Source organism: Pseudoalteromonas sp. APC 3691 (assembly GCF_030408135.1).
Taxonomy (GTDB): domain Bacteria; phylum Pseudomonadota; class Gammaproteobacteria; order Enterobacterales; family Alteromonadaceae; genus Pseudoalteromonas.
The window spans coordinates 145981-159336 of the sequence record NZ_JASDCB010000001.1; the positions used below are offsets into that span (position 1 = coordinate 145981).

Annotated in this window: 11 protein-coding genes and 1 riboswitch; of the genes, 6 read left to right on the forward strand and 5 right to left on the reverse strand. The window is 32.2% G+C overall.

The window, feature by feature from the left end; translation table 11 throughout:
• Window positions 1–10 precede the first annotated feature (10 nt).
• From QL998_RS00590 to QL998_RS00605, 4 genes are read right to left on the reverse strand one after another with little or no spacing between them, the layout of a single operon-like run.
• Window positions 11–1966 carry an EAL domain-containing protein gene (locus QL998_RS00590; RefSeq protein ID WP_182197544.1) on the reverse strand — a complete coding sequence of 652 codons (1956 nt, stop codon included), beginning with the start codon at window positions 1964–1966 and terminating at the stop codon, window positions 11–13.
• Window positions 1932–2615 (reverse strand): transglutaminase-like cysteine peptidase, encoded by a 684-nt coding sequence (locus QL998_RS00595; RefSeq protein ID WP_220467230.1) that lies wholly within the window; start codon window positions 2613–2615, stop codon window positions 1932–1934. The genes QL998_RS00590 and QL998_RS00595 overlap by 35 nt, the downstream gene beginning before the upstream one ends.
• Window positions 2616–2645: 30 nt before the next feature.
• Window positions 2646–3959 carry an O-antigen ligase family protein gene (locus tag QL998_RS00600; protein WP_290191916.1) on the reverse strand — a complete coding sequence of 438 codons (1314 nt, stop codon included), beginning with the start codon at window positions 3957–3959 and terminating at the stop codon, window positions 2646–2648.
• 28 nt (window positions 3960–3987) lie between these two features.
• On the reverse strand, window positions 3988–4386 hold the full coding sequence (locus QL998_RS00605; protein WP_182197541.1) for a hypothetical protein: 399 nt from the start codon (window positions 4384–4386) through the stop codon (window positions 3988–3990).
• 311 nt (window positions 4387–4697) lie between these two features.
• Window positions 4698–4789, forward strand: a riboswitch (cyclic di-GMP riboswitch).
• 35 nt (window positions 4790–4824) lie between these two features.
• On the opposite strand from QL998_RS00605, the gene QL998_RS00610 reads away from it, so the two are divergent.
• The 3 genes from QL998_RS00610 to QL998_RS00620 are packed head-to-tail and all read left to right on the forward strand — an operon-like array spanning window position 4825 to window position 9268.
• A complete protein-coding gene (locus tag QL998_RS00610) occupies window positions 4825–6330 on the forward strand; it encodes a calcium-binding protein (RefSeq protein ID WP_290191917.1) in 1506 nt (501 codons plus the stop codon).
• A 60-nt stretch (window positions 6331–6390) separates the two neighbouring features.
• Window positions 6391–8004, forward strand: a complete 1614-nt coding sequence (locus tag QL998_RS00615) for an ATP-binding cassette domain-containing protein (protein WP_290191918.1) — start codon at window positions 6391–6393, stop codon at window positions 8002–8004.
• Window positions 7997–9268, forward strand: coding sequence for an HlyD family type I secretion periplasmic adaptor subunit (locus tag QL998_RS00620; protein WP_290191919.1), 1272 nt, complete (start codon window positions 7997–7999; stop codon window positions 9266–9268). The genes QL998_RS00615 and QL998_RS00620 overlap by 8 nt, the downstream gene beginning before the upstream one ends.
• Before the next feature lie 54 nt (window positions 9269–9322).
• Here the strand turns inward: QL998_RS00620 and QL998_RS00625 are convergent, their stop codons facing one another.
• Window positions 9323–9739, reverse strand: a complete 417-nt coding sequence (locus QL998_RS00625) for a hypothetical protein (RefSeq protein ID WP_290191920.1) — start codon at window positions 9737–9739, stop codon at window positions 9323–9325.
• Window positions 9740–10020: 281 nt separating this feature from the next.
• Here QL998_RS00625 and QL998_RS00630 point away from each other — a divergent pair, with 281 nt between their 5' ends.
• Genes QL998_RS00630 through QL998_RS00640 form a run of 3 tightly spaced genes read left to right on the forward strand, consistent with a single transcriptional unit; the run spans window position 10021 to window position 13337 of the window.
• Window positions 10021–11631, forward strand: a complete 1611-nt coding sequence (locus tag QL998_RS00630) for a hypothetical protein (protein WP_290191921.1) — start codon at window positions 10021–10023, stop codon at window positions 11629–11631.
• 4 nt (window positions 11632–11635) lie between these two features.
• Window positions 11636–12904, forward strand: a complete 1269-nt coding sequence (locus QL998_RS00635) for a polysaccharide pyruvyl transferase family protein (protein ID WP_290191922.1) — start codon at window positions 11636–11638, stop codon at window positions 12902–12904.
• Window position 12905: 1 nt separating this feature from the next.
• On the forward strand, window positions 12906–13337 hold the full coding sequence (locus tag QL998_RS00640; protein WP_290191923.1) for a DapH/DapD/GlmU-related protein: 432 nt from the start codon (window positions 12906–12908) through the stop codon (window positions 13335–13337).
• Window positions 13338–13356: the final 19 nt, after the last annotated feature.

A 13356-nucleotide genomic window follows, 5' to 3' on the forward strand; every position in this document is an offset into this window, starting at 1 on the left:
ACTCTAGGCATTATGCCTCAGAGCCTATACGATAGGGTAGAGCTATATATCTACCTTGAAAATATTCACACTTATTTTCAATAAGGATATCATAGGTTTCATTATCTTCAATTAGGCATGTAATAAACTTTATACCTAAGCCGTGCGAGAGCGTAATCAATGTTCTTAGGAAGTATTGATTTTCTTCACATTTAAGGTTGCTAATAAAGCTTCCGTCTAACTTAACGTAATCAATATTTAAACCTTGCAGATATTTTATAGAAGTTAAATTTATAGCAAAGTGCTCGATACAAACCCTGAAACCAAGTTTTTTTAGCGCAGCTATTACTTGAGCTGCTTTTTGCTGACTATCAATTATTACAGTTTCTTTTATTTCGAAAATAAGTTTTAAGGATTTTTCTTTAGCTATTTTACTTATAGATTCAAGCCAAAATATAAACTCATTGCTGTAAAGAGACTGCTTGGCTAAGTTAATTGCAATTGGTTTATCGTAGCGAGTTAAATCTTGTGCTAGTAACCCTGTTATTATTGCTTTATCTAGCTCAACAGTTAGCTCAAGCCGCTCTGCCATAGTGAACAACTGATTGTTATTAAGGGGCTTATTATTGTATAAAACATTAGAAAATAATTCATAGTATTCAACTTCCTTTAAATTATTTTTTATTGGTTGAGCGCTAAAATTAATTTCTTTATTTTCAATTGCATGGTTGATAACACTGCGCCATTGAGTAAAAGATATTGCAGATAGGTTTGAGTTAGAAATTATATCGACTTCATGAGGTGATGTGTCTAGTTGCGACAGTAAATCACTTAAAGTACATGTTTTATGGTAATCAATAGCTGAAACTCGAGCATAAGGAGAGTCTAATTCTGTGACCTTCTTTTGAGAAAAGTCGCGGCTCAAGTGTTCTAGCATTTCTTGCCTATACTCTATGCTAACACTCAGCATTAAGATAAACGTGCCTCCAGATATTCTAAATATTTCACTTTCTTGAGAAAAGTTAAAATTCTTTTGAATAATATTTTTAACTTCAAATACGTAGTTGTCTCCAGCAGCAAATCCAAAATTTTTATTAATAGATATTAAAGAATCAAGGGAGATAAGTATTAGGCATGAAACATCATCTTTATTCATGCCTGTTTGAGTTGCACTAAATTGATTCTCAAATGCTCGTCGGTTACCTAACTGAGTAAGTTCGTCTTGGAAAACCTTTTTAGACAAACTTTCACTATGCTCTGATAAAGACTGGAAAGTCGAGTTTAAGTTTCTTACCATATTGTTCATTGCTTTGGTAACCGTTCTCAACTCTATTGAAAAGGGGACATCATTATTAATAATAAATTTTTTATATGTTACCGATTGAGCTTGTTTCTCAAGTTTTTTTAGAGGCCTAAATATAGCACTAAGTATAAAGTAACCTAGTATTAGGCTAATAATCAAAAGAGCTAAAGAGGTAATACAGGTGTCTATCGCATGCTTCCACAACTTTTCATAGGAAAGGCCTGGGTGGCTCTCGACTATTAAAGTACCGGCTATATTCCATCCATTATTAACTTCACTTGACTCAGGTACTCTTGGAAGTTCAAACATAGATGTAAACCAAGGCGGAATATCTTGTGATGTTAGTGGATTAACCCTTTCAATTAAAGTATTACCTTTTTTATCAACAAATCTGATACTGTGATAGTAGCCAGAGTCAAAAATAGCGGAGATCATGGTCTCTGCTATAACCAAATTTTCTTCATCAGTATAAGGAGAAATAGATAAACCTAAATTAATAGCTGCGTCATTAGCATGTACGCTCATTTGCTCTGTAAAGTAGGTTTTAGTTGTATTAATATCAATAATTAAACGTGCAAAAAAAGAAATTGAAACAAGTAAAAAGATCAAACCATATATTTGCGTCCTGAGACTCATACCAATATTAACTTTATTCTTCAATTTTAATTTCTCCATTGCTAACATTTATATCCACCTCTATACGCTCAATCATATCCTGCCAAGATTTTAAGCCATGCTGCTTACGAACTTTTTTTCCTATACCTCTAGCCTTAGAAAGCCAGAGGCCATGACCATTAAAGCTGTATATCGGTTTTAGGTCTGGACGTTTTGTCGCGGGTAAAATCTTATGTTCATAGTTATCAAGTATAAGTGGAGGTGAATCATTATTTTCTAAATAAATTAATACCATATGGGGTACGTCAACAGTTAGCTGACGTACATACATTAACCTAAGCTTATCTTCAGGAAAGCCCAAGGCAAGAAGGGAAAAATATTTAGCAATAGCATAATCCTCGCAATCGCCACCTCCACGGCCTATAGTTTCAATGGGGGACGCCCAATAATCTTTTTTGTTCCAAAAATCGATATCCTCATAATATTTAATCTCTTCGTTAAAAAACATATTTACAGTATTTAATTGTGACCATTCGCTAGCAGATTGACTATTTTCTAATAGCTTTAACCAACTGCCATAACGATTGACACCATTTTTATTGTATTTATTTTCAATTAACTGTAATAATTTTTTATTATTAAGTTTATCCTCTATTTTTTGAGAAAAAACAAATAAGGAAAAAACACATATACAGATAAATATTATTGTTTTTTTCAAATGCTTTTATTACCTAAAAATCTTTAAAATTCAATTTTTTGCCAATCTTTTTTTACTACTAAGTAGACCTAAACATATTATAACAATAAAAGTCATTGCATTAGCTGTTGCCTGCAGTGGGAAATCTACAATAATATGGAGAATCATAAATGTAATCGCAGTAGCCACTCCAAAACTGACTCCTTGGTATAAAGGTGATGTTTGTTGAGTCATATTCTTAAAGCAAATGTATAAAATATAAAGTAATGAAAAAAAGCTTAAAAAGCAGCTTAAAACACCAAACTCAATTGCAAATTGCACATACTCGTTATGCGCATGATCGTAAAAGCCGGAGTAAGGTATTGATTGTTTGGTAGGAAACAGTCCGTAATAAGAGCCTCCTCCAGATCCAGATAAGTAGTATTGCTTAACTAATGGAATTGAATCTTGGATAACTTCATCTCTTGTTTCTTCAATAAAGCTAGTTTCAGCTAATCTTTCTTGTAATTTATCGGCACCAAAAAGACTACCCACAATAATAGTATCAAGTACAAAAAAACTAATAATAAGATATTTTAAAGACCATGGCTTTGATTTATAAAATTTAAGAGCAAATAAGCTTACTGAGGCGAGAGATACTAAAAATGCAATATTCCCCATTCTTGAGCGAGTTAGAAGTAATGCGACAACAATAATTATAAGACACAACCGTATAACTAATTTCTTGGATAAAAGCGCTTTTATAAAACCTCTGAAATAATGAGTTAACTTACTATTAGAATTTTTTTTAATATCTAGCTCACTAATTATAAAACCAATCCCAATTGACAAAATAATAGCAAGGTAATTAGCTAAATGGTTATGGTATACAAAAGAGCCATTAGCTCTTTGTGAGTACTGGAAACCAAAAATAGGAGTGTAGGAGGGAGGTGATAAATTTAAAAATGTAGCATAAATTGCTTGAAATAACCCTGCAATAATTAAGGCATAGATAATGGTCGTTATTCTTTTTTTATCTATGGTGTATACACAAATTAGCCAAGCAAACATAAAAAAACTAGCTGTTTTTAATAGCACTATTTTTGTTTGTATAGGATCTGTTGAATAAGAAAAAATAATCTGGATTAGTAAAGTAAGTAATAAGGTACCAATTAAAGTAAAAATTGGCCAAGTACGCAGAGGAGGGAAAAAGCCATTGTTTTTATATATATTGAATATACAATGTAAAAAAAATAATGCAAAAACAATAAGTTCCGAAATTGCCCAAGCCCACGGTCTATTACTACCTAAAGGAATAGGAAGCCATATAATTAAACTACAAAGGCTATAAAAAATAAATTTATTAAGCATAAAAAGAAAACCCATAAAATGGGTTCCTTATAGAAGACTAAAATTAGTTACTTGAAGCTGTTGTTCCGCCGCCACCGCCGCCAGAACCAGTAGATCCTGTTAAAGGAGTACCTACTCCAGAGATTAAACCTGTACCACCTGCAGCAGTACCAGAGCTAATAAGTTCTAAATTTAAATTAGGGTTAGAACTTGCTAAAACAATTAAATCATCTTCTGACATGCCATTAGCTTTAGCAAAAGCAAAAAATGACTCTTGTTGACTTTCAGTAAGGGATAGATTGGCAAATAATGTACTCAAACAATCTTTTTTTACAGTATCGGCTAGGGCTAAACACTCTGAAAGTTGTTCTGAAGCAATATTAGCTTTCTCATCTGAGTCTTGTTGCGCTGATACCATTAGAGGAAAAGCGAGAATTATGATTAAAAAACTTACCTTTTTCATTTATTTACATCCTTATGTTAATTCAAACTTATTATAAACAAGCTAGTATCAATTTATTCATTAATCAAAGTATATATTTAATAAAATAATTTGCATCTTTTTTATTTTTAACCGCTCAAGGAAGGTTGGCATGATTTAATGCTTATGTCTAAGGTATTAATCATTAGCCTTATTTAACAGGATGTTAAAATTTATGTGAATTTTAACTTGTTTTGTTTATTTCTAAGCGTTAATATTTCACAAAATATACGCCGTGCTCTTCAATGTGTAGTCTTCATTCACATAAAAGATTTGTATATTTTCAATCTTTAGTTTAAGAAAGCCAAACTTGATGCGAATCAAGGACGGAAAGCCACGGGTCTCCTCAAGGAATTAGTATCAGGATGATAGCCGGGTTGCTGAACATTATTATTTATAATTATAAATGTGAGGCACAAAATGAACACTTCAAATCAATTTGCACTACAAAACAATTCAATTCCAAATGTTTTCTCATCAAACTCAATAGATTTTACGTCTTCTGAAATGGGTCTTTACTTTCGTCTAGATCAAGGCTGGGTAACTGAAATAGAAAATAAAAATATATATAGTTGGAATGACTTAAATGAAGGTATTTCAAGTGAGTCTATCCCGCATGTGGTCGTTGAAGGTATAGCTGAGCTTTATGCTTCTAACCTGTCTGATGTGATCCAAGGTTCTAATCAGGATGAAACTATTTATGGTATGGGAGGAGATGACTATATCAATGGTGGGGAAGGCATCGATAATATATTTGGTGGTGAAGGTAATGATCTTATTAAAACAGGAAAAGGATGGGGGAATTTTGTTGATGGTGGAGAAGGTAACGACACTATTAATTATTTTGGAGAAACAATAGATCAAGGTGTTTACGCCAGAATGGATAAAGGTTGGGTAACTGACTATCAGAATAAATTAGACTACTCATGGAGTGAAATAAATACAGGTATTGATTCTGGGGAAATTGAAGCAGATTTTTTTGTTAATATTGAAAATTTCACAGGAACAAATTACAGAGATGTTATTCAAGGTAACTCCGGAGACAATATAATAAAAGGTGCTGGTGGATCTGATTATATTAATGGTGGGGATGGCTTTGATATATCAAGTTATTATGGTGATAGTGATGATGGTTATGGAATAAATGTAAGGCTTGACCAAGGTTTTGCTGTGAGTATGGCTGATAAAATGGCTCATAGTTGGATGGATCTCTTAAGTGCAATTAAAAATGGAGATGTTGAAGCTGATAAACTAGTTAGTATTGAAGGGGCTATTGGTACTAAATATAATGATGCTATTCAGGGTAATAAGTTCGATAACTATTTAGAAGGCGCTCAAGGGAATGACTTTCTCAATGGTGGTGACGGTAATGACACTTTAGTTGGTGGAAGCGGAATAGATAGACTAATTGGTGGTAAAGGTAATGATACTTTCTATGCCGATGAAACTGACAGTTATATAAATGGTGGAGAAGGTTTTGATATTGTTTCGTTTGAGGATGTTAATGGCGATAATGAAGTAAATATTAACCTTGCAAGCTCAAATTATTCAGGCCTCGAAGCTATTGTTATAGGTGGCGACTTACAACAACAAGTACACAATATTAATGTATCGCTTGACCAAATCGCGGCTGATACTGAAGGCACTTACGATGATATGTTTTTTGCTATTGGTATTGATACTCTTACGTTTAGTGACAGCGTTGGAATTGCTTCATTGACTCAAGAATTAGATGGCAATTATGAGGCAGAGTTAATAGCACTTCTTGGCTTAGACGAATTGACTCAATTACAGTCAACAACCTATGAAACTGAGGGCGGAAATTTCGTTACAGTTATCCAAGATGTAATAATTGATTCAGATATGGATATTGGTGGCATAGGCTCGCAAGATTTTATGGGCCAAGAGAGCATGTATATAGCTTAATTGTTACTGATTTAGAACAGCAGCTATAAGTTGCTGTTCTATACTTTAAAAGGAATTAGTGTGAAATCACTAAAGAAGCATATACGCAATCGTGCCCGGTGGACATTTTTTTTTAGTTTTGTAACTAGTGTATTAATGCTAGTTGTACCGATTTACTCCTTACAAGTATTTGACCGTGTATTAAGCTCCTTTAGTTTAGACACTCTATATTTACTGACTATTATCGCTGGATGGCTTGTACTCGTTTACGGCTGCTTAGAATGGGCAAAACAGAGGCTATTACATGCAACAGCAAATGAATGGCGTGAGCAAGCAATTAATTTATATGCAGAAACTGGCTTCAAAAAAAGTGAAAATGGTAAATTAATCAATGATATAAAACTGACAGAAACTGGTTTACAAAACCATTTAGGAACAGTTGCCGACATTCCTTGGACAAGTATTTTCTTATTCGTTTTATTAATCATTCACCCAACATTTTTCTATATTGCTATATCGAGTATTTTTATACTCATGATTTTTGCCTGGATAAATTACTTATATAGCCAAAGAGTAAGTAGTCAAGTGTTAGCAAGTGATATGCAAACAAGTATTTTAGTAAATAAAAATTATTTAGTTGCCTCTGGCTTTATTTCTTCAATGGTTTCTATTTGGAAAAAATACACTCAACAATCTTCAAGCACGCAAATAAACTATAAAATAAAAACCTTAAATATTAGTAGTCTATCGAAAACATATAGGCTGCTTGTACAAATAGCAGTTACATGTGTAGGTGTTTCTTATGTTTTGAACCAAGCGTTATCAGTTGGTGGCATGATTGCTGCCAGCTTAATTATTGGACGTGCACTAGCTCCGTTTGAGCAATCTGTTTTGCAATTACAACATTGGGTTACGTGTTACAAAGCATGGAAAAGAGTCACTTCATATAATATAGATAACGAAATTAAAACCGAACCTGCAATCCCTAATGGTTCACTCATTGCGAATAAAGTTATTCATAAGTATAGCAATTTAAATAAAGTATTTATAAAAGCTTTCAGTGCAAACTTTACTTCTTCCCACGTTATTTTGGGTGCTAATGGTTCAGGAAAAACGACTCTTTTAAAAATATTAGCGGATGAATATCAGCCTTTTTCAGGTGATATAAGGATTGAAGGAAGCCTTTTAAGTAGCTGGGACTCTATAAGTAAGCAAAAAATAATCGGGATATATCGCTCAGATTTACCTTTAGCAAAAACAACTATTATTTCTAATATGGCAGTGGGTGAAAGTCAGGCATATGCAATGGAGTTAGCACAAGAGTTGGGGTTACATAAAAATATAATGCAACATACTAACGGTTACGATACTGAGCTTGTAAATGTTGAGACTCAACTTAGTAGTTCTGAAATTCAATTAATTATTTTAATAAAAGCGCTGTCTAATAAGCCACATATACTAATAGCAGATAATATTGATGACCATTTAGATACCAGAGCCGAACTTGCTTTAGCTAAAATTTTAGCAAAAAGAACAGAAGAAGGTAAAATAACAATTTACTCAGCGAAAAAAATGAATTTGATAAGCAAAGCGCAAAACATTATTTACCTTGAAGAAGGTAGTATTCAGTTTAATGGTAAAGCAACTGAGTTTTTTTCTACTCGTAATAAAATGAAAGAGGCTAGTAATGGATAACTTAGCAAGCAAAAAATGGTTAATTACCTGCTTTATTATATTTGTTATTGGTTTTGGTACTTTTTTTATTTGGTCTGTATTTTCTACTTTAAGTTCAGCATCTATGGCAGCAGGGAGTGTCGTAGTTAAAGGACATAAAAAAAGTGTGCAGCATTTAGAGGGTGGAATAATAGAGGCGATTTATATTGAAGAAGGTCAACATATAAATAAAGGCGATATATTATTTAAATTAGCAAAAGACCAATCTCAAAATTTATTTGAACAAACCCAAACTCAATATCAATATGCTAAAGCGGCTTTTCAGCGTATTCAAGCTGAGCTATCAGGAATAGATACACTCATCTTTACTGATTTCGATCAAAATAATATCGAAATTAAACAAATGATTGATTACCAAGTTGAACAGTTTAATGCAAATAAACATAAACAAAATAGTTTAATATCGTTACAAGAAGAAATAAAAGAACAAAGTACACAAGAGTTGCAAACGTTGTTAGCAAGACAGGCATCGGATAAAAAACAGCTGAAAATTGCAGATGAGCAAGTTACTATGTATCAAGAGCTTGAAAAAAAAGGTTACTCATCTCGAGCGCAGTTTTTAGGAGCTAAAAGTAACCAAGAATTAATCCGAGGCCGATTGAGTGAATATATAGGATTAATTCAACGCGCTAAAGCATCAATTAATGAGTCAGAACTATCACTTGCAAGTATTAAAATTGAACATCAAAAGCAATTGCGAGAAATTTTTGAAAAACAACAAGAGCTATTAAGAATTAGACATTCAGAATACATGCGGGTTAAAGATGTTTTAGATAGAACGACTATTATTAGCCCTATATCAGGATACGTTGTGAATTTATCAGTAAATACCCTCCAGGGTGTAATTAGTCCTAGGCAGGTATTATTAGAGATTGTCCCAGATACAGATGATTTATTAGTAGAAGTTTTATTAAATCCTAAAGATATAGAGTCTGTTCATGAGGGAATGAAAGCAAAAATAAGACTATCATCTTATAATATGCGCCGCGTGGCACCTATTGATGGTGTTGTTGAAAACGTTTCTGCAGATAGAATTTATGACGAAGAAAAAGATATATCGGCTTATAAGGTTAAAGTTAAAATAGAAAATAACAGAACAGATATAGACTTATACCCAGGTATGCCAGCGGAAGTAATGATTTTGCTTGAAGATAGAACGCCAATGGATTATTTACTTTCACCATTAACAGAACTTAATTATAACGCATTTAGAGAAATAGATTAGATTAAAAATAATGCCAATACACTTCAAATTTAAGAATGTATTGGCTTTGATAATTTAATTGTCCGACCCTCCACAATCATCATGACGACCTGAGCCACGCTTTTTACGCTTTTTATGATTCGCTTTATTCCTAGACCCATTTCCACCACCAACACAACCATGATTTGGACCGTGACGTTCGTTACTCACAAAACCATCGTCGCGCCTTGATAACCACCATTCAAACTGTTTATTAAGTTGATTATTTCTTGCTGTGGCTGATGCCAAATTGATTTTTTGCATAGCAGTTGATAAATCATTTAATGCAGATTTATCAAATTTATATTTACTATCGATTGGTTTGCTTTGATTTATATAAGCTGAAAAATTTTTATATATATTTGAACGTTCATAGTCATTTGCCTTTATTGAAGTTGAAATTAATAGCGTTAAACTTATGCTAGTAGTAATTAAAACTTTTTTTAGATCCATATTTGACCTCCTTTAAAAAATCAATATTACAATTTAATTCATAGATATTCAATAATAACAAGGTTTTTAAACAAATGTAAAATATTATAAATAAGTTCAAATAAGAATAAATAGGAATAAACAAGCGTAAACAAGTATAAACAAGCATAAACAAGCATAAATAAATATAAAAAAGTATAATGAAAAAGATTTTAATGGTGTGGCATAAGTTGAAAAGGTAGCTTTATGTTCAACAACGCTGTTATTTGCATAGTTATAATAAGGTATCTAAAGAATTGCTTATGGATAATAAAGTTAAGGGTAGCTACCTATTAATTAATAAATATTCTGTTGAACTAGCTAATAGATATAAAAAATCAATAAAAGTTTCATCAGATTTTTATCTTTACTTCACACCAGGCCCTAATCTGACAGTGAATAATTATCTAGAAGGCGAAATTATAGAGCTGTCTCCATTATTAGTTAAAATTAATATACTTACTAATGGAATAGAACTTACTTTATCGCAACTAGCAATTGGTGATGTTTACTATTTAGAACGAGAAAATGGAATAGAAGCACTATCTTCTGAACCTGCTATATTAGCCGCTTTATTTGATTGTGAGTTGTCAATAAACGCAATATATCAAGATATATCAATTGGTTTTAGGTTAGGCAATTTATCTATATATGAAAATATATTTAAGTTAAATGCAAATCATTCAATTAATGCTATATCTAATAAAATAACATTAGTTGAACATCCTCGACGAGTTGAAGTATTTAAATTAGCGCAAGAAAAGCTTCTGGATACTTTGCCTAAAGAAGTTGCTCGTTGTTATGCAAATGGTTATGCATCTGAATTGACTGGGGGGATTGATAGTCGGCTCGTTTATGCTCTAGGGTTAGCTGGGGGTGGGGCGCCTAAAATTGATTTTACTATAGGTAATCAATTTGATAATGATGTAATTGTTGCTGAATTAATAAGTAAACTGTCAAAATCTAAGCATATTAGAATTAATAACAATTTAATGGATAGTCAGCTTGCTGAAGATGGCTATGATTTTGTTTCATTTTCAGGTTTTAGTGTTAATGCAGCATCTTATAGTTGGCTTCCATCTGTTTATAGACAATTAGACTCGGTTAGAACTGGGCAGTTAACTGGAGCGGGCGGTGAGTGTGCCTGTGATTTTTATTTTACTCCTTTTGATCGCCTAATAAAGAGTCCTTACATATTAGATGAATGGTTGAAGAAAAGACTTTATTTGTCAGGAAATAAAATGCTGAAGGCCATTCCTATGAGTGACGAATTACATAAAAATTTATTTAATAAATTAAAAGTTATAGTCGACACTTCAAGCATTGATACTTGGCGTAATAGTATGACTTCTTTATATTCCGAGCATAGAGTGAAAAATTGGGTTGGTCCTGTCTTAAATGCATCAGACAATTATTACAATGTTTCAGCACCTCTTTTAAGCGATACATATTTAAATTGGGCTAATTCAATACCACTCAAATTACGCAGAAATAGGCAAGCTCAGCTCGGTTTAATTAAAATATTGAATCCAAAGCTAGCAATGATTCCTTATGGTTTTAAACTAGGAAAAAATGTTTTATTAAATAATAAACATATTAATTTATTAAATAAAATTTATAAAAGAACAATAGGCTTTAACAAAACAGATGATCTAGGTTCTACGTCAACTATAAAAAAATTAACTAGTGATGTTGTAATTAGAGAAGAACTAAGAGTTATTATGAGAGAGTATTTTTCAGTAAAGGAATCTAATATCGAATTAATAATTAATAATCCTGATGTGTATACAAAGCAGCTTGGTTACCTTGTGACCGCTTGTTGGGCCAAACGTAAAGTTAATGAAATAAGCTTAAGTTATAAAATAAGGAAATAGAAAGATGCATTATGTAGTATGTGGTTCAGATCCAGGAACTAGTAATTTGGGAGTTTCTGCACTAGGAAACTCCGCAGTAGAGGGTTTGTATAAAGATAATAAAACTAATAAGTTCACTATTTTAGATTCACTTAAAGGACTAAGGACTTTAAATTATTCAGTTTCTAGTGGATTTGTTAATGTTACTTTATGTGGCGCTAAGTTAAGTAAAAAATTCTATCAAAAAGAAAGCTATATTAATCTTAAATTTAATTGTTTTTTTAATGGTTACTTTAACAATAATTGCAAGCACCTATTAAGTGCCGATGTTTTTCTAGATGTTAGTGGTGGAGATAGTTTTACAGATCTTTATGGTAAATTTAGATTTAACTTGGTTAATGCTCCAAAGTATTTTGCATTGAAAAATAATATTCCATTAGTGCTATTACCACAAACTTATGGACCATTCATTTCAGAATCTACGAAAAATGAAGCAAGGAATATCGTCATTAATTCTAAAATGGCGTGGGCAAGAGACTTAAGATCTTATGAGGTTCTGAAACAACTTCTAGGAGATAATTTTGACCCTAATCGTCATAGGGTCGGTGTTGATATGGCTTTTGCACTTCCAGTGAAACGTTCAGATAACAAAGTGAACCAGAAGGTTCTCAATTGGCTTAATGAAGGTTCTATCAATAAGGTAATAGGTCTGAACATAAGTGGCTTAATTTATAATAATCCGGAAGAAGCAAAAAATAGATATAAATTTAAAACAGAATATAACATTTGTATTGAGCAACTTCTAACTTATATCCTTGATAAAACTGATTATAAGGTTGTATTAATACCGCATGTTTTAACTTCACCTTTAGGAGATTATGAGTCGGATTTTAAGGCTAACAAACAGCTAATTGCAAAGTTAGGTTTAGAAAACTCTAAACGTATTGAAATGCAAGACGCGAATCTAGACCAATGTGAAGTTAAATGGTTAATTTCTCAGATGACTTGGTTTATGGGAACACGGATGCACGCAACGATAGCTGCTTTATCAACAAGAACCCCTGTTTGTACAATTTCATATAGTGATAAGGCCTTGGGAGTTTTTGAGTCATGTGGAGTTGGGTACAGTGTTATTGATCCAAGAAAATTAAATACAGAGCAAGTTCTTTCTGAAGTCATTAACTCTCTCTCTAATAAATCTAAATTGCAATTCGATTTAGATGCATGTGTTCCAAAAGTATGTATTGATGCTAAGAATCAATTACAAGAAATAGATCGTTATTTGAGAAATTAAAATGTTAAAAAAAATAAAATGGCTAATACATGTCAGAATACGTCATGCAATTCTTGCTTTAAGAATTATCTTTTTCAATAAATTTCTAGGAATGAAAATTCATCCGTCAGTACGTATATCTTTAAAGGCTAAATTAGATTATACAAACCCTACAGGAATAAATATTGATGAAGGCACTTATATTGCTTTCGGAGCAGTGCTTCTTACTCATGATATGTCTCGTAATTTATCGAAACCAATATTTATAGGGAAAAACTGTTTTATCGGTGGCAATGCAATAATTTTACCAGGTGTTATAGTTGGTGATTCAGTAGTGGTTGGATCTGGTAGTGTTGTCACTAAAAATATTCCAAGTAATTGTATTGTTGGTGGAAACCCAGCTAAAATAATCAGAACTAATATTAAAACAAAGTCTCTTGGGATATTAGTTTAAAATGGTTATTAACAATAAG

What these genes read in the sequence shown, in the direction of transcription:
- QL998_RS00590 (WP_182197544.1), bottom strand. Translation starts at nt 1,966, where the DNA reads ATGTTAGCAATGGAGAAATTAAAATTGAAGAATAAAGTTAATATTGGT.
- QL998_RS00600 (WP_290191916.1), bottom strand. Translation starts at nt 3,959, where the DNA reads ATGGGTTTTCTTTTTATGCTTAATAAATTTATTTTTTATAGCCTTTGT.
- QL998_RS00605 (WP_182197541.1), bottom strand. Translation starts at nt 4,386, where the DNA reads ATGAAAAAGGTAAGTTTTTTAATCATAATTCTCGCTTTTCCTCTAATG.
- QL998_RS00610 (WP_290191917.1), top strand. Translation starts at nt 4,825, where the DNA reads ATGAACACTTCAAATCAATTTGCACTACAAAACAATTCAATTCCAAAT.
- QL998_RS00620 (WP_290191919.1), top strand. Translation starts at nt 7,997, where the DNA reads ATGGATAACTTAGCAAGCAAAAAATGGTTAATTACCTGCTTTATTATA.
- QL998_RS00625 (WP_290191920.1), bottom strand. Translation starts at nt 9,739, where the DNA reads ATGGATCTAAAAAAAGTTTTAATTACTACTAGCATAAGTTTAACGCTA.
- QL998_RS00630 (WP_290191921.1), top strand. Translation starts at nt 10,021, where the DNA reads ATGGATAATAAAGTTAAGGGTAGCTACCTATTAATTAATAAATATTCT.
- QL998_RS00635 (WP_290191922.1), top strand. Translation starts at nt 11,636, where the DNA reads ATGCATTATGTAGTATGTGGTTCAGATCCAGGAACTAGTAATTTGGGA.
- QL998_RS00640 (WP_290191923.1), top strand. Translation starts at nt 12,906, where the DNA reads ATGTTAAAAAAAATAAAATGGCTAATACATGTCAGAATACGTCATGCA.